Here is a 23,707-nt window from a genome sequence, read left to right as displayed (position 1 = left end):
CCGGCGACTGGCATCCCAGCAAAGATCACCTGGCGCCGATGAAGCAAGGCGTACAGAACCACTCTCCAGGAGGACCCCCGTGGCGAAGGCGAAGTTCGAGCGGACTAAGCCGCACGTCAACATCGGCACCATCGGTCACATCGACCACGGTAAGACGACCCTCACGGCCGCCATTACCAAGGTGCTGCACGACGCGTACCCGGACCTGAACGAGGCCTCGGCCTTCGACCAGATCGACAAGGCTCCCGAGGAGCGCCAGCGCGGTATCACGATCTCGATCGCGCACGTCGAGTACCAGACCGAGTCGCGTCACTACGCCCACGTCGACTGCCCCGGTCACGCGGACTACATCAAGAACATGATCACGGGTGCGGCGCAGATGGACGGCGCCATCCTCGTGGTCGCGGCCACCGACGGCCCGATGCCGCAGACCAAGGAGCACGTGCTCCTGGCCCGCCAGGTCGGCGTTCCGTACATCGTCGTCGCCCTGAACAAGGCCGACATGGTGGACGACGAGGAGATCCTGGAGCTCGTCGAGCTCGAGGTGCGTGAGCTCCTCTCCGAGTACGAGTTCCCGGGCGACGACCTGCCGGTCGTCCGCGTCTCGGCGCTGAAGGCGCTCGAGGGCGACAAGGAGTGGGGCGAGAAGCTCCTCGGCCTCATGCACGCGGTGGACGAGTCCATCCCGCAGCCCGAGCGTGACGTCGACAAGCCGTTCCTGATGCCGATCGAGGACGTCTTCACGATCACCGGTCGTGGCACCGTCGTCACCGGTCGTATCGAGCGCGGTATCCTCAAGGTCAACGAGACCGTCGACATCATCGGCATCAAGACCGAGAAGACCACCACCACGGTCACCGGTATCGAGATGTTCCGCAAGCTGCTCGACGAGGGCCAGGCCGGTGAGAACGTCGGTCTGCTCCTCCGTGGCATCAAGCGCGAGGATGTCGAGCGCGGCCAGGTCATCATCAAGCCGGGTTCGGTCACGCCTCACACGAACTTCGAGGCGCAGGCCTACATCCTGTCGAAGGACGAGGGTGGCCGTCACACCCCGTTCTTCAACAACTACCGCCCGCAGTTCTACTTCCGTACCACGGACGTGACCGGCGTCGTGACCCTCCCCGAGGGCACCGAGATGGTCATGCCGGGCGACAACACCGCCATGAGCGTTGAGCTGATCCAGCCCATCGCCATGGAGGAGGGCCTCAAGTTCGCCATCCGTGAGGGTGGCCGGACCGTCGGCGCCGGCCAGGTCGTCAAGATCACTGCCTGATCCTGAAGTGACCCGGTAGCTCCACGAGCTGCAAGCAGAAGGCCCCGCACCTCTCGGTGCGGGGCCTTCTCGCGTTCCCTTCGACGACAAGACACCCCTACGGCCGCCAGCTCCAGGGGTGTCCGTCCGCGCCGATGCCCACCACGGTCACCCCGCCCGACCCCAGGTGCGGCGCGGCGGACACCGCCGCCGCGCCCTTCGTACGGGTACGGGAGCGGCCCCCGGCCCGCACGGTCACCCGGCCCCGGACATCCGTGCCGAGCAGCACGGTCCCGAGGGCCGCCGAGCGCGCGGCGACCACTCCTCCGTACCCGTCGAGACCGGCGTCACCGCCCGGACCGCGCAGCTTCGCGGCCGCGGGAGCCCGGAAGTAGAGCGCGCCGTCCGCGCTGGCCACCGTGGACCCGGAGCGCGGCAGCCGGCCCGTACGCTCCTCACCGTCCACCCAGTGCCGTACGGACTCCCGCCCCGCCGCGTAGACGTGCACCCGGCCCGCGGCGTCCACCGAGACCGCCAGGCCGTCCTGGATCTCCGCGTCCCCCGGCAGCGTCCGCCAGGGGCCCCAGGAGCCGTCCGTCGCCCGTATCCGCGTCGAGACGCCCTTGTCCGCGTTCCTCACGAAGAGATGGACCCGGCCGTCGGGGGCCAAGGCCGCCACCGGGGCGCCGATCCGCCGTCCCCGGTCGTCGCCGCGCTCCGGGCAGCCCAGGCCCCGCCAGGCGAGGAACGGGCCGCCGGGGGAGCGCTGCTCCAGGAGCACCACCTCGCGCCGGTTCGCCCCGCCGTGCCCGTCGAGCGCGGCGAACCGCACCCCGAAGAGCAGCACCCGGCCGTCGCCCAGCACCGCCGAACCGAGCGCGGGCGCGAGCGGACCGCCGCCGAGGTCTGCCGGTTCGCCCCAGAGCCCGGGCGCCGACTCGCGCCAGCGGACCGCGCGCAGCCCGAGGACCCCGTACGCCGAGAGCTGTCCGTCGGGCTCCTCGGCGAGCACCGGGCCCGCCCCCGGCCAGCGGTGGTGCGTGGAGCGGACCCAGCCCTTGCGGTTGGTCAGCGGCCGGTCGCCGCCGACGCCGTAGTCGCCGCAGCCCGAGGGGTTCCCGCACCGCCAGTCCGGATCCCCGCCGTACGGGACGAGACGCGCGGCCTTCTCCGCCAGGACCGCGGGCGGGAGGTTCTTCGGCCAGTGCCGGTTGTAGTAGCCGCGGAACGCGGTCGTCGTGAACGCCGGTATGGGTTCGCCGTCGCGGACCGCGTCCGAGACCCAGCGGGCGAGCCCCGCCCAGGTGAAGCAGGCGACCGCCGTGTGGTCCCCGTGGTCCGAGTACCCCGGCTGCTCGGAGTTCCGCCGCCGGGTGGCGTCGTCGCCGTCCTGGATGTCCGGGTCGGGGTCCAGGGTGTGCACCACCGTGGGCCGGTAGCGGGCGAGCAGCCGGGCGAGGGCGGCGACCAGCTGGTCGTAGTCGTAGGTCTCCGCTCGGGTGACGGGGGAACCTGCCGGCAGATGGGTCCGCACCTCGAGGGCCCGGTCTTCCCAGAGCGCGGGCATGGCCATGTACCGGCGGGAGGTGTGCATCGGCAGGTTGAGGAAGACCAGTTCGATCCGGCGGGTGCCGTGCGTGAGCGTGTCGACCTCGGCCCGCCGGCCGCCGGGCAGCGTCAGCGTCTCCCGCCGCCACGGCGTGAACACCGGAAGGCCGAGCGCCACGGCGTACGACTGGCGCAGACCCTGGTGGCGGGCGGCCGAGTAGGCCGCCCGGTCCGGGGGAGTCCGGGGCATCCCCGCGATCCGGTTCCGGCCCGTGTGCTCGCCGGCCGTCACGTACACGGAGACGAGCGGGACGCCCGCATCGAGCAGTCGCTGCGTGTCCGGGTTCATGAAGTACAGGTCGTCGTCCGGATGCGCGGAGAACTGCATGAGGAGCGCCCGCCGGGCCCGCGCGGGGGCGATCGGCTTCCCCGGCGCCGGATCGGCGGTCGGCGCGGTCCGCCGCGGCTCCGGTACGGAGCACCCGGCGGCGGCCGAGGCGACGGCGAGGGCGCCGGCGAGCACCGTTCGCCGGCGGGGTGGGGTGGGCTGCACGTACGGGTCCTTCGCTCAGAGGTTCGCCTGGAAGACGGCCTCGCGGGCGAGGAGGTTGTGCCGTGCGGACGGCGTGGGAAAAAGATCCGGGAACTTCGCCGAGGGATGTCGAACGGGAGATCATGGCTCCGACCGAAGGGTGACAGCGCGCCACGAGGGCGCGCGGGACGGGGAGGACACCCGAGATGAAGTACGTCGCGATGATCTACGGCAACCAGGCCAAGTGGGACTCCTTCCCCGCCGAGGCCTGGCCCGAGGCGATCGCCCGGCAGGAGGCCTTCAACCGGAAGTACCGCGAGAGCGGCGAGCTCGTCGGCGCGTACGGACTCGCCGACGCCGCGGCCGCCCAGCTGGTACGGCGTGAGGGCGGCGCCCCGGCGGTCACCGACGGCCCGTACCTGGAGACCAAGGAGTACCTGGCCAGCTTCTACCTGCTGGACTGCGACAGCCTGGAGCGGGCCCAGGAGATCGCCGCCGACATGCCGTTCGCGGACGTCGACCCCGTCGAGCTGTGGCCGGTCCTGCACGAGTCCGCGGCGGACGTGTGACCGGCACCGACACCATTGAGGGCCTGCTGCGCACCTGTGCGCCGCAGGTCCTCGGCGCGCTCGTGCGGCGGTACGGCGACTTCGACCTCTGCGAGGACGCCGTCCAGGAGGCCCTGATCGCCGCCGCCGAGCAGTGGCCACGGCAGGGCGTTCCCGAGCAGCCGCGCGGCTGGCTGCTCACCGTCGGCGCCCGCCGGTACATCGACCTGGTCCGCAGCGAGGCCGCGCGAAGGCGCCGCGAGGACGCCGTGGCCCTCGCCACTCCGGACTCCGCGCTCCTCGCGCGCGCCGCGGACGAGACGCCGGGGACCGACCGGGACGACTCCCTGTCCCTGCTCTTCCTCTGCTGTCACCCCGACCTCTCGCCGCCCAGCCGGATCGCGCTCACCCTGCGGGCGGTGGGCGGCCTCACCACCGCGCAGATCGCCGCCGCCTTCCTCGTACCCGAGTCGACCATGGCGCAGCGGATCAGCCGGGCCAAGCAGACGATCAAGGCGGCGGGCGGCGCTCTGATGCTGCCCGAGGGAGAGGACCGGGCGCCCCGCCTCGCCGAGGTGCGGCACGTGCTCTACCTGGTCTTCAACGAGGGCTACACGGCAAGCGGCGGGGACGAGCTCACCGCGCCCGAGCTGTCCACGGAGGCGATCCGGCTCACGCGCCTGCTCCACCGGCTGCTGCCGGAAGACGAGGAGACGGCGGGCCTGCTCGCTCTGATGCTGCTCACGGACGCCCGCAGGCCGGCCCGTACGGGCCCGCACGGCGAGCTGGTGCCGCTCGCGGAGCAGGACCGGGGGCGCTGGGACGCCGGCCTCGTCGCGGAGGGCGTCGCGCTGATCAGCCGCACCCTGCCGCGCGGCCGGGTCGGCCCGTACCAGCTGCAGGCGGCCATCGCGGCCGTCCACGACGAGGCGGAGTCCGCCGGGGCCACCGACTGGCCGCAGATCCTCGCGCTCTACGAGCTCCTGGAGCGGACCGGGCCGAACCCCATGATCACCCTCAACCGCGCGGTGGCCGTCGCCATGGTCGACGGCCCGGGGGCCGGCCTCGCCCTCCTGGACGAGGTCGCCGAGGACAAGCGCATGGCCCGGCACCACCGGCTGCTCGCCACCCGGGCCCATCTCCTCGAGCTCCTCGGCGACGGGGAGGCGGCGGCCGTCGCCTACCGGGAGGCGGCCCGCCGGACGACCAGCGCCCCCGAGCGGCGCCATCTCACGGAGCGCGCACGGCGTTTGGGATGAGACGGAGGGGACGGCCGGATCCGGCGCACGCGCCCCGGCGCATGACCGTACGTGACGTGGGGTACAGTCTCCGGTTCCGATTGGCGGCCGGATGGCCCCGTATGGCAGACTGTCGGGGTTGCTCGGTTGAGTGCCGATGCTGCGCGCCTCCCGTCGGGAGGACCGGAAGCGAGTCCCACAGTACTCGTCGTCCCTTCTCAGGGGCGGACGTACGGGAATCTTCTGGGAAGCGTCAGCGGGGTGCAGACCAGGCACTCGGGTGGTGTTCTGCCCCCGGCTCGCGGTTCTGGGACCGCACCCCCTTGGTTGGGAAATCCTTACGGGATTTCTGCGTAGAGGGAGTGCGACACGCCCGACCGCGTGGGTCGGAGACAGAGTCAAGAGAACCCCCCGAGTCCAGAGCGTTAACGAGACAAAGGACTACTAGTAGCCATGGCGGGACAGAAGATCCGCATCCGGCTCAAGGCCTACGACCACGAGGTCATCGACTCCTCGGCGAAGAAGATCGTCGAGACGGTGACCCGCACTGGTGCGTCGGTCGCGGGCCCGGTGCCGCTGCCCACTGAGAAGAACGTGTACTGCGTCATCAAGTCGCCGCACAAGTACAAGGACTCGCGCGAGCACTTCGAGATGCGCACGCACAAGCGCCTCATCGACATCCTCGACCCCACGCCGAAGACGGTTGACTCGCTCATGCGCCTCGACCTGCCGGCGGGCGTCGACATCGAGATCAAGCTCTGAGGTGACGCGCGAGATGGCTAAGAACATCAAGGGCATCCTGGGCGAGAAGCTCGGCATGACGCAGGTCTGGGACGAGAACAACCGGGTCGTCCCGGTGACCGTCGTCAAGGCCGGCCCCAATGTCGTGACCCAGGTCCGTACGAACGACGTCGACGGCTACGAGTCGGTCCAGATCGCCTTCGGCGAGATCGACCCTCGCAAGGTGAACAAGCCCCTCAAGGGTCACTTCGCCAAGGCCGACGTCACCCCGCGCCGCCACCTGGTGGAGCTCCGCACCGCTGACGCCTCCGAGTACACGCTCGGCCAGGAGATCACCGCCGAGCTCTTCGAGGCCGGCGTGAAGGTCGACGTCACCGGCAAGAGCAAGGGCAAGGGCTTCGCCGGTGTCATGAAGCGCCACAACTTCCGTGGTGGCAAGGCGTCGCACGGTGCCCACCGCGTGCACCGCAAGCCCGGTTCCATCGGTGGCTGCGCCACCCCGGGCCGTGTCTTCAAGGGCATGCGCATGGCCGGTCGCATGGGCAACGAGCGTGTGACCACCCAGAACCTGACCGTCCACGCCGTTGACGCCGAGAAGGGTCTGCTGCTCATCAAGGGCGCCGTCCCCGGCCCGAACGGTGGCCTCGTCCTGGTCCGCACCGCGGCCAAGGGGGTTTGAGGAACCGATGAGCACCATTGACATCCTTTCGCCGGCAGGCGACAAGGCCGGGACCGTCGACCTCCCCGCGGAGATCTTCGGCGCCAAGGTCAGCGTCCCGCTGATCCACCAGGTCGTCGTCGCGCAGCTGGCCGCGGCCCGTCAGGGCACGCACAAGACCAAGACCCGTGGCGAAGTCCGCGGTGGTGGCAAGAAGCCTTACCGCCAGAAGGGCACCGGCCGCGCCCGTCAGGGTTCGACCCGCGCCCCGCAGTTCGCCGGCGGTGGCGTCGTCCACGGCCCGCAGCCGCGTGACTACTCGCAGCGGACCCCGAAGAAGATGAAGGTCGCCGCCCTCCGCGGTGCCCTCTCGGACCGGGCCACCCACTCCCGCATCCACGTCGTGACCGGCGTGGTCGAGGGTGAGATCTCCACCAAGGCCGCGAAGACGCTGTTCGGCAAGATCTCGGAGCGCAAGAACCTGCTCCTGGTCGCCGAGCGCTCCGACGAGGCCGCGTGGCTGTCCGCTCGTAACCTGCCCCAGGTGCACATCCTGGAGCCGGGCCAGCTCAACACGTACGACGTGATCGTCTCCGACGACGTGGTCTTCACCCAGGCCGCCCTCGAGTCCTTCGTGTCTGGCCCCCAGACCGCTGAGACCGAAGGGAGCGACGCCTGATGACTGAGGCCGTCGTCACCAGCAAGACCTTCTCGGACCCGCGCGACATTCTCGTCAAGCCGGTCGTCTCGGAGAAGAGCTACGCCCTGCTGGACGAGAACAAGTACACGTTCATCGTCGCGCCTGGCTCCAACAAGACCCAGATCAAGCAGGCCGTCGAGGCGGTCTTCTCGGTCAAGGTCACCGGGGTCAACACGATCAACCGCCAGGGCAAGCGCAAGCGCACCAAGGCCGGTTTCGGTAAGCGCAAGGACACCAAGCGCGCCATCGTGACCCTTGCCGAGGGTAACCGTATCGACATCTTCGGCGGTCCGACCGCCTAACGGCGGTCTGGATCGTCCGGAATCGGACGAGGACTGAGAAATGGGAATCCGCAAGTACAAGCCGACTACGCCGGGCCGCCGTGGCTCCTCCGTAGCCGACTTCGTCGAGATCACGCGGTCCACGCCGGAGAAGTCGCTGGTCCGCCCCCTGCACAGCAAGGGCGGCCGTAACAACACCGGTCGGATCACGGTTCGACACCAGGGTGGCGGCCACAAGCGCGCCTACCGCGTGATCGACTTCCGTCGTCACGACAAGGACGGCGTGCCGGCCAAGGTCGCTCACATCGAGTACGACCCCAACCGCACCGCGCGCATCGCGCTGCTCCACTACGTGGACGGCGAGAAGCGCTACATCATCGCCCCCAAGGGTCTGACGCAGGGTGACCGCGTCGAGAACGGCCCCGGCGCGGACATCAAGCCCGGCAACAACCTGGCGCTCCGCAACATCCCGGTCGGTACCACGATCCACGCGATCGAGCTCCGTCCCGGTGGCGGCGCCAAGTTCGCGCGCTCCGCTGGTGCCTCCGTGCAGCTGCTCGCGAAGGAGGGCACGATGGCCCACCTTCGTATGCCGTCCGGTGAGATCCGTCTCGTCGACGCCCGCTGCCGCGCCACCATCGGCGAGGTCGGCAACGCCGAGCAGTCGAACATCAACTGGGGCAAGGCCGGCCGTAAGCGCTGGCTGGGCGTTCGCCCGACCGTCCGCGGTGTGGCGATGAACCCGGTGGACCACCCGCACGGTGGTGGTGAGGGCAAGACCTCCGGTGGTCGCCACCCGGTCTCCCCGTGGGGTCAGAAGGAGGGTCGTACTCGCTCGCCGAAGAAGGCTTCGAGCAAGTACATCGTCCGCCGCCGCAAGACGAACAAGAAGCGCTAGGAGCGGGTTTAGATGCCGCGCAGTCTCAAGAAGGGACCCTTCGTTGACGGCCACCTCGTAAAGAAGGTGGACGCTCAGAACGAAGCCGGTACCAAGAACGTCATCAAGACCTGGTCCCGTCGCTCGATGATCATCCCGGCCATGCTCGGCCACACGATCGCGGTGCACAACGGCAAGACCCACATTCCGGTGTTTGTCACCGAGTCGATGGTCGGCCACAAGCTCGGCGAGTTCTCGCCGACGCGCACCTTCCGGGGTCACGTGAAGGACGACCGGAAGTCGAAGCGCCGCTAGTAGCGGGGTGGAATCGACCATGACAGACACTGGAAGGACAACCATGGAAGCCAGGGCCCAGGCGCGGTACATCCGCGTCACGCCCATGAAGGCCCGCCGCGTGGTGGACCTTATCCGTGGCATGGACGCCACGGAGGCTCAGGCGGTCCTGCGTTTCGCCCCGCAGGCCGCGAGCGTGCCGGTTGGCAAGGTGCTGGACAGCGCCATCGCCAACGCCGCGCACAACTACGACCACACTGACGCCTCTTCGCTGGTCATCAGCGAGGCGTACGTGGATGAGGGCCCGACCCTGAAGCGGTTCCGTCCGCGTGCTCAGGGCCGTGCCTACCGGATCCGTAAGCGGACCAGCCACATCACCGTGGTCGTCAGCAGCAAGGAAGGAACCCGGTAATGGGCCAGAAGGTTAACCCGCATGGGTTCCGGCTCGGCATCACCACGGACTTCAAGTCCCGCTGGTACGCCGACAAGCTGTACAAGGACTACGTCAAGGAAGACGTCGCCATCCGTCGGATGATGACGTCCGGCATGGAGCGCGCCGGCATCTCGAAGGTTGAGATCGAGCGCACCCGTGACCGCGTGCGGGTGGACATCCACACCGCGCGTCCCGGCATCGTCATCGGCCGCCGTGGCGCCGAGGCCGACCGCATCCGCGGCGACCTCGAGAAGCTCACGGGCAAGCAGGTCCAGCTGAACATCCTCGAGGTCAAGAACCCCGAGATGGACGCTCAGCTGGTTGCCCAGGCCGTTGCCGAGCAGCTCTCCTCCCGCGTCTCCTTCCGTCGCGCCATGCGTAAGAGCATGCAGGGCACGATGAAGGCCGGCGCCAAGGGCATCAAGATCCAGTGCGGCGGTCGCCTCGGCGGCGCCGAGATGTCCCGCTCCGAGTTCTACCGCGAGGGCCGTGTGCCGCTGCACACGCTCCGCGCGAACGTGGACTACGGCTTCTTCGAGGCCAAGACGACCTTCGGTCGCATTGGCGTGAAGGTCTGGATCTACAAGGGCGACGTCAAGAACATCGCCGAGGTCCGCGCCGAGAACGCTGCGGCCCGTGCGGGTAACCGCCCGGCCCGTGGCGCGGGTGGCGCTGGCGACCGTCCCGCCGGCCGTGGTGGCCGCGGTGGCGAGCGTGGCGGCCGCGGCCGCAAGCCGCAGCAGCAGTCCGCGCCGGCTGCCGAGGCCCCCAAGGCCGACGCTCCCGCCGCCGCTGCCGCTCCGGCTGAGAGCACCGGAACGGAGGCCTGACCGAAATGCTGATCCCCCGTAGGGTCAAGCACCGCAAGCAGCACCACCCCAAGCGCTCGGGTATGAGCAAGGGTGGTACGCAGGTTGCGTTCGGCGAGTACGGCATTCAGGCCCTCACGCCGGCGTACGTGACGAACCGCCAGATCGAGGCTGCTCGTATCGCGATGACCCGCCACATCAAGCGTGGCGGCAAGGTCTGGATCAACATCTACCCGGACCGCCCCCTGACGAAGAAGCCCGCCGAGACCCGCATGGGTTCCGGTAAGGGTTCTCCGGAGTGGTGGATCGCGAACGTCAAGCCGGGTCGGGTGATGTTCGAACTGTCCTACCCGAACGAGAAGATCGCGCGCGAGGCCCTGACCCGTGCGGCCCACAAGCTGCCGATGAAGTGCAAGATCGTTAAGCGCGAAGCAGGTGAGCTGTGATGTCGGCCGGTACCAAGGCGTCCGAGCTGCGCGAGCTGGGCAACGAGGAGCTTCTCAACAAGCTCCGCGAAGCCAAGGAAGAGCTGTTCAACCTCCGCTTCCAGGCGGCGACCGGCCAGCTCGAGAACCACGGGCGGCTCAAGTCCGTCCGCAAGGACATCGCGCGGATCTACACCCTGATGCGTGAGCGCGAGCTGGGCATCGAGACGGTGGAGAGCGCCTGATGAGCGAGAGCAACGTGACTGAGCAGAAGACCGAGCGCAACGCTCGCAAGGTCCGCGAGGGCCTGGTCGTCAGCGACAAGATGGACAAGACCGTCGTCGTCGCTGTCGAGGACCGCGTCAAGCACGCGCTGTACGGCAAGGTCATCCGTCGTACGAACAAGCTCAAGGCTCACGACGAGCAGAACGCTGCCGGCATCGGTGACCGCGTCCTCCTGATGGAGACCCGGAAGCTGTCGTCGACGAAGCACTGGCGCGTCGTCGAGATCCTCGAGAAGGCCAAGTAATTCTTGAAGGGGTAACCCTTCGAGTTCGTTCCGCCAGGCTCGGTGGGGTCGCTCAGCGCGACCCCACCGGGAACCGGCAGACAATCAGGAGATAGACGTGATCCAGCAGGAGTCGCGACTGCGTGTCGCCGACAACACTGGTGCCAAGGAGATCCTTTGCATCCGTGTTCTCGGTGGCTCGGGTCGCCGCTACGCGGGCATCGGTGACGTCATCGTCGCCACCGTCAAGGACGCGATCCCCGGTGGCAACGTGAAGAAGGGTGACGTCGTCAAGGCGGTCATCGTTCGCACCGTCAAGGAGCGCCGCCGCCAGGACGGCTCGTACATCCGCTTCGACGAGAACGCCGCTGTCATTCTCAAGAACGACGGCGACCCTCGTGGCACCCGTATCTTCGGCCCGGTCGGCCGTGAGCTGCGCGAGAAGAAGTTCATGAAGATCATCTCGCTCGCGCCGGAGGTGCTGTAAGCATGAAGATCAAGAAGGGCGACCTGGTCCAGGTCATCACCGGTAAGGACAAGGGCAAGCAGGGCAAGGTCATCACGGCCTTCCCCCGCGAGAACCGCGTCCTCGTCGAGGGTGTCAACCGGGTCAAGAAGCACACCAAGGCCGGCCCGTCGCAGGCCGGTGGCATCGTCACCACCGAGGCTCCGGTCCACGTCTCCAACGTCCAGCTGGTCGTGGAGAAGGACGGCCAGAAGGTCGTCACGCGTGTCGGTTACCGCTTCGACGACGAGGGCAACAAGATCCGCGTTGCCAAGCGGACGGGTGAGGACATCTGATGGCTACCACCACTCCGCGTCTCAAGACGAAGTACCGCGAGGAGATCGCGGGCAAGCTGCGTGAGGAGTTCTCCTACGAGAACGTCATGCAGGTTCCCGGCCTCGTCAAGATCGTGGTCAACATGGGTGTCGGCGACGCCGCCCGTGACTCGAAGCTCATGGACGGTGCCGTCCGTGACCTGACCACCATCACCGGTCAGAAGCCGGCCGTCACCAAGGCCCGCAAGTCCATCGCGCAGTTCAAGCTCCGCGAGGGACAGCCGATCGGTGCGCACGTCACCCTCCGTGGCGACCGCATGTGGGAGTTCCTGGACCGCACCCTGTCGCTCGCGCTTCCGCGCATCCGCGACTTCCGTGGTCTGTCCCCCAAGCAGTTCGACGGGCGTGGCAACTACACCTTCGGTCTCACGGAGCAGGTCATGTTCCACGAGATCGACCAGGACAAGATCGACCGTGTCCGGGGTATGGACATCACCGTGGTGACCACGGCGACCAACGACGACGAGGGCCGTGCCCTTCTGCGTCACCTCGGCTTCCCGTTCAAGGAGGCGTAAGCGAGATGGCGAAGAAGGCTCTCATCGCGAAGGCTGCCCGCAAGCCCAAGTTCGGCGTGCGTGGCTACACGCGCTGCCAGCGCTGTGGTCGACCCCACTCCGTGTACCGCAAGTTCGGCCTGTGCCGCGTGTGCCTTCGTGAGATGGCTCACCGTGGCGAGCTGCCGGGCGTGACCAAGAGCTCCTGGTAATCCCTTACTTGGGATGACCGGAGTCTCTCGGTAAGCACTGGGTTGGCGGATGCCCAGGCCTCCATGGCTTAGGCTAGGAGGGTTGGGCGTCCGCCGCCCGTACGACTTACTACGCCGTAGGTCCCCGCGCCGCACCCGTCCCGCCCCTGTGTGGGGAGAGGGATGGCGCATACAGGAAACCCCGGCGAGAGAGGCCGAAGGCCAATTCATGACCATGACTGATCCGATCGCGGACATGCTGACTCGTCTGCGTAACGCGAACTCGGCATACCACGACTCCGTGACGATGCCGCACAGCAAGATCAAGTCTCACATCGCGGAAATCCTCCAGCAGGAGGGCTTCATCACGGGCTGGAAGGTCGAGGACGCCGAAGTCGGCAAGAACCTCGTCCTCGAGCTCAAGTTCGGTCCGAACCGTGAGCGCTCCATCGCGGGCATCAAGCGGATCTCGAAGCCGGGCCTCCGTGTGTACGCGAAGTCCACCAACCTGCCGAAGGTCCTCGGCGGCCTGGGCGTGGCGATCATCTCCACGTCCCACGGTCTCCTGACCGGCCAGCAGGCAGGCAAGAAGGGCGTAGGTGGGGAAGTCCTCGCCTACGTCTGGTAGTCGGGAAAGGAAGGAAAGCTCATGTCGCGTATTGGCAAGCTGCCTATCCAGGTTCCCGCCGGCGTGGACGTCACCATCGATGGCCGCACGGTCACGGTGAAGGGTTCCAAGGGCACCCTGAGCCACACCGTCGCCGCGCCGATCGAGATCGTTAAGGGCGAGGATGGCGTGCTCAACGTCAACCGTCCGAACGACGAGCGTCAGAACAAGGCCCTTCACGGCCTGTCCCGCACGCTGGTGGCCAACATGATCACCGGTGTGACCCAGGGTTACGTGAAGGCGCTCGAGATCAGCGGTGTCGGTTACCGCGTCGCCGCGAAGGGCTCCAGCCTGGAGTTCCAGCTCGGTTACAGCCACCCGATCCTGATCGAGGCGCCCGAGGGCATCTCGTTCAAGGTCGAGTCGCCGACCAAGTTCTCGGTCGAGGGCATCGACAAGCAGAAGGTCGGCGAGGTCGCGGCCAACATCCGCAAGCTGCGGAAGCCCGACCCGTACAAGGCCAAGGGCGTCAAGTACGCCGGCGAGGTCATCCGCCGCAAGGTCGGAAAGGCTGGTAAGTAAGCCATGGCATACGGTGTGAAGATCGCCAAGGGCGACGCTTACAAGCGTGCGGCCAAGGCTCGCCGCCACATCCGCATCCGCAAGAACGTGTCGGGTACGGCGGAGCGTCCGCGCCTCGTCGTGACGCGTTCGAACCGCGGTATCACCGCTCAGGTCATCGACGACCTCAAGGGTCACACCCTTGCGTCCGCGTCGAACCTGGACGCGTCGATCCGTGGTGGCGAGGGTGACAAGTCCGCGCAGGCCAAGCAGGTCGGTGCTCTCGTCGCTGAGCGCGCCAAGGCCGCTGGTGTCGAGGCTGTCGTGTTCGACCGTGGTGGCAACAGGTACGCCGGGCGCATTGCCGCTCTGGCTGACGCCGCCCGCGAAGCCGGGCTGAAGTTCTAAGCCCCGGTTCCGGGACTAACGGACGTAACAGAGAGAGGTAAATCCAATGGCTGGACCCCAGCGCCGCGGAAGCGGTGCCGGTGGCGGCGAGCGGCGGGACCGGAAGGGCCGCGACGGTGGCGCTGCCGCCGAGAAGACCGCGTACGTTGAGCGCGTTGTCGCGATCAACCGCGTCGCCAAGGTTGTCAAGGGTGGTCGCCGCTTCAGCTTCACCGCGCTGGTCGTGGTGGGCGACGGTGACGGCACCGTAGGTGTCGGTTACGGCAAGGCCAAGGAAGTTCCCGCGGCCATCGCCAAGGGTGTCGAGGAAGCCAAGAAGAACTTCTTCAAGGTTCCCCGCATCCAGGGCACCATCCCTCACCCGATCCAGGGCGAGAAGGCCGCGGGCGTCGTCCTGCTCAAGCCGGCTTCCCCCGGTACCGGTGTTATCGCCGGTGGCCCGGTGCGCGCCGTGCTCGAGTGCGCCGGCGTTCACGACATCCTGTCGAAGTCGCTCGGCTCCGACAACGCGATCAACATCGTGCACGCGACCGTGGCGGCCCTCAAGGGCCTGCAGCGTCCCGAGGAGATCGCGGCTCGCCGTGGTCTGCCCCTCGAGGACGTCGCCCCCGCGGCTCTGCTCCGTGCGCGTGCTGGGGCGGGTGCGTAATGGCTCGCCTCAAGGTCACGCAGACGAAGTCGTACATCGGCAGCAAGCAGAACCACCGCGACACCCTGCGTTCGCTCGGCCTCAAGAAGGTCAACGACGTGGTTGTCAAGGAGGATCGTCCCGAGTTCCGCGGCATGGTGCACACCGTCCGCCACCTCGTGACGGTCGAGGAGGTTGACTGACATGGCGGAGAACAGCCCGCTGAAGGCCCACAACCTCCGTCCCGCCCCCGGCGCCAAGACCGCGAAGACCCGTGTCGGTCGTGGTGAGGCGTCGAAGGGTAAGACGGCCGGTCGTGGTACGAAGGGTACGAAGGCCCGCTACCAGGTTCCGCAGCGCTTCGAGGGCGGGCAGATGCCCCTCCACATGCGTCTGCCGAAGCTGAAGGGCTTCAAGAACCCCTTCCGCACCGAGTACCAGGTCGTGAACCTGGACAAGCTCACCGCGCTCTACCCGCAGGGTGGCGAGGTCACGGTGGCCGATCTGGTCGCCAAGGGTGCGGTTCGCAAGAACCAGCTCGTCAAGGTGCTCGGCACCGGCGAGATCACCGTGGCGCTGCAGGTGACGGTTGACGCCGTCTCCGGCTCCGCCAAGGAGAAGATCGCTGCCGCTGGCGGCACCGTCACCGAGCTCGTCTGAGACGACTCGATGGCTTGAACATCCGACCGGGGATGCCTCTCAAATGGGGCATCCCCGGTTGGTCGTTCCTAGGGGGGCATGGTCGCCGGTAAGGTGGCGTGCACTGTCTAGACTCCGTGCGGTATGCCCGCACGGAATTGATGACCGATACCTAATCGTCGAACCTCAAGACCGTCACCCTTGACGCATAGCGCGGGGGTCGCAGGAGGCACCGTGCTCACCGCGTTCGCCCGGGCGTTCAAGACGCCCGACCTGCGCAAGAAGCTGCTCTTCACGCTCGCCATCATCGTGCTGTACCGCCTCGGGGCCCACATCCCGGTCCCCGGCGTCGCGTACGAGGCGGTCCAGCAGTGTGTCAAGCAGGCCAGCGAGGGCAACAACAGCCTGTTCGGCCTGGTCAACATGTTCAGTGGCGGGGCGCTGCTGCAGATCACCATCTTCGCGCTCGGCATCATGCCGTACATCACGGCGAGCATCATCCTGCAGCTGCTGACCGTCGTGATCCCACGCCTGGAAGCCCTCAAGAAGGAGGGGCAGTCGGGCACCGCCAAGATCACGCAGTACACCCGGTACCTGACGGTCGCCCTCGCCGTGCTGCAGGGCACCGGTCTCGTCGCCACCGCCAAGAGCGGTGCGCTCTTCAGCGGCTGCAGCGTCGCCGACCAGGTCGTGCCCGACCCGTCGATCTTCACCATCGCCACCATGGTCATCACGATGACCGCGGGTACCTGTGTCGTCATGTGGCTCGGTGAGCTCATCACCGACCGCGGCATCGGCAACGGCATGTCGATCCTGATGTTCATCTCGATCGCCGCCGGCTTCCCTGGTGCCCTGTGGGCCATCAAGGAGAGCGGCAAGCTCGCCAAGGGCTGGATCGAGTTCGGCACCGTCATCCTGATCGGCTTCGTGATGGTGGCCCTCGTGGTCTTCGTCGAGCAGGCCCAGCGGCGCATCCCCGTGCAGTACGCGAAGCGGATGATCGGCCGGCGTTCCTACGGCGGTACGTCCACTTACATCCCGTTGAAGGTGAACCAGGCAGGTGTGATTCCTGTCATCTTCGCGTCGTCGCTGCTCTACATCCCGGCCTTGATCGCCCAGTTCTCCAGCTCCACCGCAGGGTGGAAGACCTGGATCGAAGCCCACTTCGTCAAGGGTGACCACCCCTACTACATCGCTACGTACTTCCTCCTGATCGTGTTCTTCGCCTTCTTCTACGTGGCGATCTCGTTCAACCCCGAGGAAGTCGCGGACAACATGAAGAAGTATGGTGGCTTCATCCCGGGTATCCGGGCTGGTCGACCTACTGCCGAGTATCTGAGCTACGTGCTCAACCGGATCACTTGGCCGGGCTCGCTGTACTTGGGTCTGATCGCTCTTGTGCCGACGATGGCGTTGGCAGGCTTCGGTGGCGCCAATGCCAACTTCCCCTTCGGTGGGACGAGCATCCTCATCATCGTGGGTGTGGGGCTGGAGACCGTGAAGCAGATCGAGAGCCAGCTCCAGCAGCGCAATTACGAAGGGTTCCTCCGCTGATGCGAATCGTCCTCGTCGGACCGCCCGGTGCCGGCAAGGGTACGCAGGCCGCGTTCCTTGCCAGGAACCTGGACATCCCGCACATCTCCACGGGTGACCTGTTCCGCGCCAACATCTCTCAGGGCACGGAGCTGGGTCTGAAGGCCAAGGCGTTCATGGACGCCGGCGACCTGGTGCCCGACGAGGTGACCATCGGGATGGCCAAGGACCGGATGGAGCAGCCGGACGCCGCCAACGGCTTCCTGCTGGACGGGTTCCCCCGCAACGTGGCTCAGGCCGAGGCTCTGGACGTGGTCCTGAAGGCCGAGGACATGCAGCTCGACGCGGTCCTGGACCTGGAGGTCCCCGAGGACGAGGTCGTGAAGCGGATCGCGGGTCGTCGCACCTGCCGCAACGACAGCGCGCACGTCTTCCACGTGCTGTACAACCAGCCCAAGACCGAGGGCGTCTGCGACGTCTGCGGTGGCGAGCTGTACCAGCGCCCGGACGACTCCGAGGAGACCGTCCGCAAGCGGCTGGAGGTCTACCACACGCAGACCGAGCCGATCATCGACTACTACCGGGCGCAGAACCTGGTCGTGACGATCCAGGCGCTCGGCAAGGTGGACGAGGTCACCGCGAAGGCGATGGCCGCGCTCAAGAAGTAACCCCCGCTTCCTCCGATACGGCCGCGGTGCCCCTCACGGGCGCCGCGGCCGTATCGTTGTTCTGTTCCCCGTACTCGATGGAAAGGCCGCGGCCACGATGGTGCAGATCAAGACCCCCGAGCAGATCGCGAAGATGCGCGAGGCGGGCCTGGTCGTCGCCGCCATTCACGCGGCGACCCGCGAGGCCGCCGTGCCGGGCGCCACGACCCGTGACCTCGACGAGGTCGCGCGGAAGGTCATCGCCGACCACGGGGCGAAGTCGAACTTCCTCGGGTACGGCGGTTTCCCCGCGACGATCTGCACCTCGGTCAACGAGGTCGTCGTCCACGGCATCCCGGACGACAAGACCGTCCTGAAGGACGGCGACATCATCTCCATCGACTGCGGCGCGATCGTGGACGGCTGGCACGGCGACGCCGCGTACACGGCCTTCGTGGGCACCGGGCACGCGCCCGAGCTCGTGGAGCTCTCCCGCGTCACGGAGGAGTCGATGTGGGCCGGTATCGCGGCCATGAAGCTCGGCAACCGGCTCGTCGACATCTCGAAGGCGATCGAGACGTACATCAAGCGGCAGCCGCGGCCGGCGGTCGGCGACCACAGCCTCGGCCGGTACGGGATCATCGAGGACTACGGCGGCCACGGCATCGGCACCGAGATGCACATGGACCCGCACCTGCTGAACTACGTCTCCCGGAAGCGCGGCAAGGGCCCGAAGCTGGTTCCGGGCTTCTGCCTGGCGATCGAGCCGATGGTCTCCCTCGGCACCCCGCAGACGGAGGTCCTGAAGGACGACTGGACGGTCATCACGACCGACGGCACCTGGTCGTCCCACTGGGAGCACTCGATCGCGCTGACGGAGGAGGGCCCGCTGGTCCTCACCGCCGTCGACGGCGGCAAGGCGAAGCTGGCGGAGCTGGGTGTCACGGCGGCGCCGGATCCGCTGGCGTAGTGATCTCCACCCCTGGGCAGACTTCCCGATTCGTCTTTTCCTGGGGCCTGACGTAGACTGATGCGTCGGCTCTCGTGTACCCGTGTGTCCGCACGCGGCGGCGAGAGTCGATCAAGGTAGCCGATTCGAAAGGCGAAGCGTGGCCAAGAAGCAAGGTGCCATCGAAATCGAGGGCACCGTGATCGAGTCCCTCCCGAACGCCATGTTCAAGGTGGAACTCCAGAACGGTCACAAGGTCCTCGCGCACATCTCCGGCAAGATGCGGATGCACTACATCCGAATCCTTCCGGACGACCGGGTCGTGGTGGAGCTCTCTCCGTACGACCTGACGCGTGGCCGGATCGTCTACCGCTACAAGTAGATCTTGCCCGCACCCCGCCTCCGTGCGCGGGTGGTGGCACTGACCCGGAGAACCTCACACCCATGAAGGTCAAGCCGAGCGTCAAGAAGATCTGCGACAAGTGCAAGGTGATCCGCCGTCACGGCCGGGTCATGGTCATCTGCGACAACCTGCGCCACAAGCAGCGCCAGGGCTGACGCACGCCGACCGACCTGCATTTCGCAGTTCTTCGCGCGACGCATAGCAGTACGTACATACGCAGAGCCCGTCGGGCCGTGTTCCACGGTTGACGGCACCTCCGGCGGGGGCCGGGGACCCGGACGTACCATTCCTCGAAGCTTCGAGGAGTCGGCGGTCGGGAGCGGTTCTGCAGCAGACCCCCGAGAACACAGGAGCCATTGAATGGCACGCGTTTCCGGTGTTGACATCCCGCGCGAAAAGCGTGTGGTGGTCGCACTCACCTACGTCTTCGGTATCGGACGTACCCGGTCCGAGGAGATCCTCGCCGCGACCGGCGTGAACCCGTCCACCCGTGTCCGCGACCTTGCCGAGGAAGACCTCGTCAAGATCCGCGAGTACGTGGACGCCAACCTCCAGACCGAGGGTGACCTCCGCCGCGAGATCGCCGCCGACATCCGCCGCAAGGTCGAGATCGGCTGCTACCAGGGCCTGCGCCACCGTCGTGGCCTGCCCGTCCGCGGCCAGCGCACCAGCACGAACGCTCGTACCCGCAAGGGCCCGCGTCGCGCCATCGCCGGCAAGAAGAAGCCGGGCAAGAAGTAGTCCTCAGCGGACGCTTGACCAAGCGGTCTTCGCTGTAGGACCGACCACCTCCCGTAGGAGTTATAGATGCCCCCCAAGGGTCGTCAGGGTGCCGCCAAGAAGGTGCGCCGCAAGGAAAAGAAGAACGTCGCTCACGGGCACGCCCACATCAAGAGCACGTTCAACAACACGATCGTCTCGATCACGGACCCCTCGGGCAACGTGATCTCCTGGGCCTCCGCCGGCCACGTCGGCTTCAAGGGCTCGCGCAAGTCGACTCCGTTCGCCGCGCAGATGGCCGCCGAGTCGGCCGCCCGCCGCGCGCAGGAGCACGGCATGCGCAAGGTCGACGTCTTCGTCAAGGGTCCGGGCTCCGGCCGCGAGACCGCGATCCGTTCCCTCCAGGCCACGGGCCTCGAGGTCGGTTCGATCCAGGACGTCACCCCCACGCCGCACAACGGCTGCCGTCCCCCCAAGCGCCGCCGCGTCTGACGCACGGCTGCTTGATCAGGACTTCGGGCGGTACGGCTCTTCGGACCGTGCCGCCCGTACCCTTGTAGGTGCTACATCCCGTCGGGCGTCAAATAGTGGGCGTCCACGACTGAAGGACATGAAGACATGCTGATCGCTCAGCGTCCGTCGCTGACCGAAGAGGTCGTCGACGAGTTCCGCTCCCGGTTCGTCATCGAGCCGCTGGAGCCGGGCTTCGGCTACACCCTCGGCAACTCCCTCCGCCGTACCCTCCTCTCCTCGATCCCGGGTGCCGCTGTCACCAGCATCCGCATCGACGGTGTCCTGCACGAGTTCACCACCGTGCCGGGCGTCAAGGAGGACGTCACCGACCTCATCCTCAACATCAAGCAGCTGGTCGTCTCCTCGGAGCACGACGAGCCGGTCGTGATGTACCTGCGCAAGCAGGGCCCGGGTCTGGTCACCGCCGCCGACATCGCGCCCCCGGCCGGTGTCGAGGTGCACAACCCCGACCTCGTCCTCGCCACGCTCAACGGCAAGGGCAAGCTGGAGATGGAGCTGACCGTCGAGCGCGGTCGCGGCTACGTCTCCGCCGTGCAGAACAAGCAGGCGGGCCAGGAGATCGGCCGTATCCCGGTCGACTCCATCTACTCCCCGGTGCTCAAGGTCACGTACAAGGTCGAGGCGACCCGTGTCGAGCAGCGCACCGACTTCGACAAGCTGATCGTCGACGTCGAGACCAAGCAGGCCATGCGCCCGCGTGACGCCATGGCGTCCGCCGGCAAGACCCTGGTCGAGCTGTTCGGTCTGGCGCGCGAGCTCAACATCGACGCCGAGGGCATCGACATGGGCCCGTCCCCCACGGACGCCGCCCTCGCCGCCGATCTCGCGCTGCCGATCGAGGAGCTCGAGCTCACCGTTCGTTCGTACAACTGCCTCAAGCGTGAGGGCATCCACTCCGTGGGTGAGCTCGTGGCGCGCTCCGAGGCGGACCTGCTCGACATCCGCAACTTCGGTGCGAAGTCGATCGACGAGGTCAAGGCGAAGCTGGCCGGTATGGGCCTCGCGCTGAAGGACTCGCCGCCCGGATTCGACCCGACCGCCGCCGCCGACGCCTTTGGCGCCGATGACGACGTGGACGCCGGTTTCGTGGAGACCGAGCAGTACTGAGAACTCGGGCCTCACGGTCCGTACGTGGGTGCGGGTGCGCTGCGCTTGATCGCGCAGCTCCCCGCGTCCCCTCCGAGCGCCCCTTCGGGGCTGCTCGGATCTCCGACGGGTGACCGCCCGCTCGGACACTGACATCGGTACCTCATACGGCCGGTGCAGATCACAAGGAGAAACACCATGCCGCGTCCCGCGAAGGGTGCCCGCCTCGGCGGTTCCGCCGCGCACGAGAAGCTGCTCCTCGCCAACCTGGCGAAGTCGCTCTTCGAGCACGGCCGCATCACCACGACCGAGGCCAAGGCCCGTCGCCTGCGTCCGGTCGCCGAGCGCCTGATCACCAAGGCGAAGAAGGGCGACATCCACAACCGTCGCCTCGTGCTGCAGTCGATCACCGACAAGGGCATCGTCCACACGCTCTTCACCGAGATCGCGCCGCGCTACTCCGAGCGCCCGGGTGGCTACACCCGTATCACCAAGATCGGCAACCGTCGTGGCGACAACGCCCCGATGGCCGTGATCGAGCTGGTCGAGGGCGAGATCGCCAAGAAGGCGACCGTCGCCGAGGCCGAGGCCGCCACCGTGCGCGCCGTCAAGGAGGCCGACACGGCCGCCGAGGCTCCGGCTGAGTCCGCCGAGGACTCGGCCAAGTAAGAAACGTGAAGGACGCGTAAGCGTTTTCCGACGTTTTTCGTGTGCGGGCCCGTACCCCCTGGGGTGCGGGCCCGTTCCCGTGTGTTTGAGAGGATTCACCACGTGAGCGATGACGTGCAGGACGGGTTCGTACGGGTACGCCTCGACCTTTCGTACGACGGCAGGGACTTCTCCGGCTGGGCCAAGCAGAAGCAGGGGCAGCGGACCGTGCAGGGAGACATCGAGGCCGCCCTGCGGACCGTGACCCGGTCCCAGGAGACGTACGAGCTGACCGTGGCCGGCCGGACCGACTCCGGGGTGCACGCGCGCGGCCAGGTCGCCCATGTCGACCTGCCCGTCGAGCTGTGGGCCGAGCACCGCGACAAGCTGCTCCGGCGGCTCGCGGGGCGCCTCTCCCACGACGTACGGGTGTGGAGGGTGGAGGAGGCCCCGGCGGGCTTCAACGCCCGTTTCTCCGCGATCTGGCGCCGGTACGCCTACCGCGTCACCGACAACCCCGGCGGCGTCGACCCGCTGCTGCGCGGGCATGTCCTGTGGCACGACTGGCCCCTCGACATGGACGCCATGAACGAGGCCGCCGCCGCGCTCGTCGGCGAGCACGACTTCGCCGCGTACTGCAAGAGGCGCGAGGGCGCGACGACCATCCGCACCCTGCAGGAGCTGCGCTGGGAGCGGCGCCCCGGCGGTGTGATGGAAGCCACCGTGAAGGCCGACGCCTTCTGCCACAACATGGTCCGCTCGCTGGTCGGCGCCCTGCTGTTCGTCGGCGACGGACACCGGCCGGCGGACTGGCCGGGCAAGGTGCTCGCCGCCGGCGTCCGGGACTCGGCCGTGCACGTCGTACGGCCGCACGGCCTCACCCTCGAAGAGGTCGGCTACCCGGCCGACGAGCTCCTGGCCGCCCGCAATCTGGAGGCCAGGAACAAGCGGTCACTCCCCGGGAGCGTTGGCTGCTGCTGAGGCCTGGGCCTTGCCGCGGGCGTAGATCTGGTTGAAGGCGAAGGTGCCGAGGTCGTCGCTGGCCCGGAAGACCGGCTTGTCGGCGGTGGTGACCTTCTTGCCGTCGAGGAAGCCGGCCTGGGTGAAGTACGCGTACCGGCCGATCGCGTTCGAGCGGCGCAGACAGACCGTGGCGCGGCAGAACTCCTTCACGCCCGCTCCGGCCAGCGGGGCGATGCCGCCGGTGGCCTGGTCCTTCGCCTTGAGGGCCGCCGCCTCGGACGGGAAGACCGCCACGCCGACGGTGATCGCCACGCCGTCCTTCACGTACGTGGCGCGGAGCACCCGCTGGCAGCCGTTCTTCTTCAGGACGGCGCCGAGGCCGCCCTGGGTGACGGCCGCGCAGTTCGTCGTCGCGGAGGTCGCGCCCTTCCGGTACGGGCGCTTGTCCATCGTGAGCTTCTTGCCCGGGAAGAGGCCCTCGGCGCTGAGCGGCGCCTTGTCCTTCTTCGGGTCCGAGATGTAGTCCTTCGGGTTCGGCGGGGGCGGCGGCGCCACCGAGGAGAAGGTCGGCTCGGGGGTGGGGGAGCCCGTGGGGGAGGCCGTGGCGGTCGGTACCCCGCCGTTCTTGGCCTCGTCGTTCTTCTTGCCGCTGGCCACCACGGCCGTCGCCACGATCGCGCCGACCGCCAGCGCGGCCACGACCCCGCCGCCGATCATCAGCCAGCGCCTGCGCCGGTCACGGGAGGCCGAGGCCTCGGCCAGGGCGCCCCAGTCGGGGGTCGGCCCGCCGTCCTGGGCGCCCGGGAAGGGGTCCGGCTGCCCGCCGTAGCCGGGCTGCTGTCCGTATCCCTGCGGACCCTGGGGCTGCTGCCCGTACCCCTGCTGCGGCTGCTGCCCGTACCCCTGCTGTCCCTGCTGCTGCGGCTCGTGCGGCCACTGCGGTCCCCCAAAGCTCATGCCGCGCATCCTAAACCGGTTGGGCAGGGCCGACGCGGGCGGCGACAATGCACCG

Annotated in this window: 36 protein-coding genes; 34 read left to right on the top strand and 2 right to left on the bottom strand. The window is 67.8% G+C overall.

Annotated features, from left to right (window positions below; genetic code table 11):
* The first annotated feature begins 79 nt into the window (after positions 1–79).
* Positions 80–1,273, top strand: a complete 1,194-nt coding sequence (gene tuf, locus ACFVYX_RS10230) for an elongation factor Tu (protein WP_026058274.1) — start codon at positions 80–82, stop codon at positions 1,271–1,273.
* Between the two features lie 97 nt (positions 1,274–1,370).
* Here the strand turns inward: tuf and ACFVYX_RS10225 are convergent, their stop codons facing one another.
* A complete protein-coding gene (locus tag ACFVYX_RS10225) occupies positions 1,371–3,353 on the bottom strand; it encodes a PIG-L family deacetylase (RefSeq protein WP_389680881.1) in 1,983 nt (660 codons plus the stop codon).
* 185 nt (positions 3,354–3,538) lie between these two features.
* Here ACFVYX_RS10225 and ACFVYX_RS10220 point away from each other — a divergent pair, with 185 nt between their 5' ends.
* The 33 genes from ACFVYX_RS10220 (at position 3,539) to truA (ending at position 22,713) form a co-directional block, all read left to right on the top strand.
* On the top strand, positions 3,539–3,901 hold the full coding sequence (locus ACFVYX_RS10220) for a YciI family protein (protein WP_389680880.1): 363 nt from the start codon (positions 3,539–3,541) through the stop codon (positions 3,899–3,901).
* Positions 3,898–5,139 (top strand): RNA polymerase sigma factor, encoded by a 1,242-nt coding sequence (locus ACFVYX_RS10215; RefSeq protein ID WP_389680879.1) that lies wholly within the window; start codon positions 3,898–3,900, stop codon positions 5,137–5,139. Before ACFVYX_RS10220 ends, ACFVYX_RS10215 begins: the two co-directional genes overlap by 4 nt.
* 432 nt (positions 5,140–5,571) lie before the next feature.
* A complete protein-coding gene (gene rpsJ / locus ACFVYX_RS10210; protein WP_003948644.1) occupies positions 5,572–5,880 on the top strand; it encodes a 30S ribosomal protein S10 in 309 nt (102 codons plus the stop codon).
* Positions 5,881–5,893: 13 nt separating this feature from the next.
* A complete protein-coding gene (rplC, locus tag ACFVYX_RS10205) occupies positions 5,894–6,538 on the top strand; it encodes a 50S ribosomal protein L3 (RefSeq protein WP_017239574.1) in 645 nt (214 codons plus the stop codon).
* A gap of 7 nt (positions 6,539–6,545) precedes the next feature.
* Entirely contained in the window at positions 6,546–7,196 is a 651-nt protein-coding gene (rplD, locus tag ACFVYX_RS10200; RefSeq protein ID WP_389680878.1) for a 50S ribosomal protein L4, read from the top strand.
* Entirely contained in the window at positions 7,196–7,519 is a 324-nt protein-coding gene (rplW, locus tag ACFVYX_RS10195; RefSeq protein WP_024755407.1) for a 50S ribosomal protein L23, read from the top strand. The genes rplD and rplW overlap by 1 nt, the downstream gene beginning before the upstream one ends.
* Positions 7,520–7,559: 40 nt before the next feature.
* Positions 7,560–8,396, top strand: a complete 837-nt coding sequence (gene rplB, locus ACFVYX_RS10190) for a 50S ribosomal protein L2 (RefSeq protein ID WP_030318653.1) — start codon at positions 7,560–7,562, stop codon at positions 8,394–8,396.
* Positions 8,397–8,408: 12 nt separating this feature from the next.
* Positions 8,409–8,690, top strand: coding sequence for a 30S ribosomal protein S19 (gene rpsS, locus ACFVYX_RS10185; RefSeq protein WP_015035577.1), 282 nt, complete (start codon positions 8,409–8,411; stop codon positions 8,688–8,690).
* Between the two features lie 43 nt (positions 8,691–8,733).
* Positions 8,734–9,081 (top strand): 50S ribosomal protein L22, encoded by a 348-nt coding sequence (rplV, locus tag ACFVYX_RS10180; protein WP_004571827.1) that lies wholly within the window; start codon positions 8,734–8,736, stop codon positions 9,079–9,081.
* Complete coding sequence (rpsC, locus tag ACFVYX_RS10175) at positions 9,081–9,932, top strand: 30S ribosomal protein S3 (protein ID WP_030214015.1); 852 nt, start codon at positions 9,081–9,083, stop codon at positions 9,930–9,932. The genes rplV and rpsC overlap by 1 nt, the downstream gene beginning before the upstream one ends.
* A gap of 5 nt (positions 9,933–9,937) precedes the next feature.
* Positions 9,938–10,357 (top strand): 50S ribosomal protein L16, encoded by a 420-nt coding sequence (gene rplP / locus ACFVYX_RS10170; RefSeq protein ID WP_015035580.1) that lies wholly within the window; start codon positions 9,938–9,940, stop codon positions 10,355–10,357.
* Positions 10,357–10,581: a 50S ribosomal protein L29 gene (gene rpmC / locus ACFVYX_RS10165; protein WP_015035581.1), complete on the top strand. Its 225-nt coding sequence runs from the start codon at positions 10,357–10,359 to the stop codon at positions 10,579–10,581. The genes rplP and rpmC overlap by 1 nt, the downstream gene beginning before the upstream one ends.
* Positions 10,581–10,865 (top strand): 30S ribosomal protein S17, encoded by a 285-nt coding sequence (rpsQ, locus tag ACFVYX_RS10160; protein ID WP_053646167.1) that lies wholly within the window; start codon positions 10,581–10,583, stop codon positions 10,863–10,865. The genes rpmC and rpsQ overlap by 1 nt, the downstream gene beginning before the upstream one ends.
* A 97-nt stretch (positions 10,866–10,962) precedes the next feature.
* Entirely contained in the window at positions 10,963–11,331 is a 369-nt protein-coding gene (rplN, locus tag ACFVYX_RS10155) for a 50S ribosomal protein L14 (protein WP_003956455.1), read from the top strand.
* A 2-nt stretch (positions 11,332–11,333) separates the two neighbouring features.
* Complete coding sequence (gene rplX / locus ACFVYX_RS10150; RefSeq protein WP_030214024.1) at positions 11,334–11,645, top strand: 50S ribosomal protein L24; 312 nt, start codon at positions 11,334–11,336, stop codon at positions 11,643–11,645.
* Entirely contained in the window at positions 11,642–12,199 is a 558-nt protein-coding gene (gene rplE, locus ACFVYX_RS10145; protein ID WP_106975815.1) for a 50S ribosomal protein L5, read from the top strand. The genes rplX and rplE overlap by 4 nt, the downstream gene beginning before the upstream one ends.
* A 5-nt stretch (positions 12,200–12,204) precedes the next feature.
* Positions 12,205–12,390, top strand: coding sequence for a type Z 30S ribosomal protein S14 (locus ACFVYX_RS10140; protein WP_003948630.1), 186 nt, complete (start codon positions 12,205–12,207; stop codon positions 12,388–12,390).
* A 208-nt stretch (positions 12,391–12,598) separates the two neighbouring features.
* Positions 12,599–12,997, top strand: a complete 399-nt coding sequence (rpsH, locus tag ACFVYX_RS10135) for a 30S ribosomal protein S8 (protein WP_015035585.1) — start codon at positions 12,599–12,601, stop codon at positions 12,995–12,997.
* 21 nt (positions 12,998–13,018) lie between these two features.
* Positions 13,019–13,558, top strand: a complete 540-nt coding sequence (gene rplF, locus ACFVYX_RS10130; protein WP_030214030.1) for a 50S ribosomal protein L6 — start codon at positions 13,019–13,021, stop codon at positions 13,556–13,558.
* A gap of 3 nt (positions 13,559–13,561) precedes the next feature.
* Positions 13,562–13,945, top strand: coding sequence for a 50S ribosomal protein L18 (rplR, locus tag ACFVYX_RS10125; protein WP_015035587.1), 384 nt, complete (start codon positions 13,562–13,564; stop codon positions 13,943–13,945).
* 46 nt (positions 13,946–13,991) lie between these two features.
* Positions 13,992–14,594: a 30S ribosomal protein S5 gene (gene rpsE / locus ACFVYX_RS10120; protein ID WP_017239585.1), complete on the top strand. Its 603-nt coding sequence runs from the start codon at positions 13,992–13,994 to the stop codon at positions 14,592–14,594.
* A complete protein-coding gene (rpmD, locus tag ACFVYX_RS10115) occupies positions 14,594–14,776 on the top strand; it encodes a 50S ribosomal protein L30 (protein ID WP_015035589.1) in 183 nt (60 codons plus the stop codon). Before rpsE ends, rpmD begins: the two co-directional genes overlap by 1 nt.
* Position 14,777: 1 nt before the next feature.
* On the top strand, positions 14,778–15,233 hold the full coding sequence (rplO, locus tag ACFVYX_RS10110) for a 50S ribosomal protein L15 (protein WP_030214036.1): 456 nt from the start codon (positions 14,778–14,780) through the stop codon (positions 15,231–15,233).
* A 213-nt stretch (positions 15,234–15,446) separates the two neighbouring features.
* Positions 15,447–16,766 (top strand): preprotein translocase subunit SecY, encoded by a 1,320-nt coding sequence (gene secY / locus ACFVYX_RS10105; protein ID WP_359203821.1) that lies wholly within the window; start codon positions 15,447–15,449, stop codon positions 16,764–16,766.
* On the top strand, positions 16,766–17,413 hold the full coding sequence (locus ACFVYX_RS10100; protein ID WP_389680877.1) for an adenylate kinase: 648 nt from the start codon (positions 16,766–16,768) through the stop codon (positions 17,411–17,413). The genes secY and ACFVYX_RS10100 overlap by 1 nt, the downstream gene beginning before the upstream one ends.
* A 97-nt stretch (positions 17,414–17,510) precedes the next feature.
* Positions 17,511–18,362 (top strand): type I methionyl aminopeptidase, encoded by an 852-nt coding sequence (map, locus tag ACFVYX_RS10095; RefSeq protein WP_389680876.1) that lies wholly within the window; start codon positions 17,511–17,513, stop codon positions 18,360–18,362.
* Between the two features lie 139 nt (positions 18,363–18,501).
* Positions 18,502–18,723, top strand: a complete 222-nt coding sequence (infA, locus tag ACFVYX_RS10090; protein WP_003956442.1) for a translation initiation factor IF-1 — start codon at positions 18,502–18,504, stop codon at positions 18,721–18,723.
* A 62-nt stretch (positions 18,724–18,785) separates the two neighbouring features.
* Positions 18,786–18,899, top strand: a complete 114-nt coding sequence (rpmJ, locus tag ACFVYX_RS10085) for a 50S ribosomal protein L36 (protein WP_003956441.1) — start codon at positions 18,786–18,788, stop codon at positions 18,897–18,899.
* A gap of 205 nt (positions 18,900–19,104) precedes the next feature.
* The gene (rpsM, locus tag ACFVYX_RS10080) at positions 19,105–19,485 is read left to right on the top strand and encodes a 30S ribosomal protein S13 (RefSeq protein WP_015035595.1); all 381 of its coding nucleotides are present in this window, start codon (positions 19,105–19,107) and stop codon (positions 19,483–19,485) included.
* A 66-nt stretch (positions 19,486–19,551) separates the two neighbouring features.
* Positions 19,552–19,956, top strand: a complete 405-nt coding sequence (rpsK, locus tag ACFVYX_RS10075; RefSeq protein WP_003956432.1) for a 30S ribosomal protein S11 — start codon at positions 19,552–19,554, stop codon at positions 19,954–19,956.
* Between the two features lie 126 nt (positions 19,957–20,082).
* On the top strand, positions 20,083–21,105 hold the full coding sequence (locus ACFVYX_RS10070; RefSeq protein ID WP_280878448.1) for a DNA-directed RNA polymerase subunit alpha: 1,023 nt from the start codon (positions 20,083–20,085) through the stop codon (positions 21,103–21,105).
* Between the two features lie 177 nt (positions 21,106–21,282).
* Positions 21,283–21,753: a 50S ribosomal protein L17 gene (rplQ, locus tag ACFVYX_RS10065; RefSeq protein WP_389680875.1), complete on the top strand. Its 471-nt coding sequence runs from the start codon at positions 21,283–21,285 to the stop codon at positions 21,751–21,753.
* Between the two features lie 102 nt (positions 21,754–21,855).
* Entirely contained in the window at positions 21,856–22,713 is an 858-nt protein-coding gene (gene truA, locus ACFVYX_RS10060) for a tRNA pseudouridine(38-40) synthase TruA (protein WP_389680874.1), read from the top strand.
* Here the strand turns inward: truA and ACFVYX_RS10055 are convergent.
* A complete protein-coding gene (locus ACFVYX_RS10055; protein WP_389680873.1) occupies positions 22,684–23,652 on the bottom strand; it encodes a hypothetical protein in 969 nt (322 codons plus the stop codon). The genes truA and ACFVYX_RS10055 overlap by 30 nt on opposite strands.
* Positions 23,653–23,707: the final 55 nt, after the last annotated feature.

The sequence above is a fragment of the Streptomyces sp. NPDC058326 genome, from assembly GCF_042879855.1.
GTDB lineage: Bacteria > Actinomycetota > Actinomycetes > Streptomycetales > Streptomycetaceae > Streptomyces.
The sequence above is the reverse complement of the archived record's forward strand: the minus strand, read 5'-3'. Positions and strand labels throughout refer to the sequence as shown.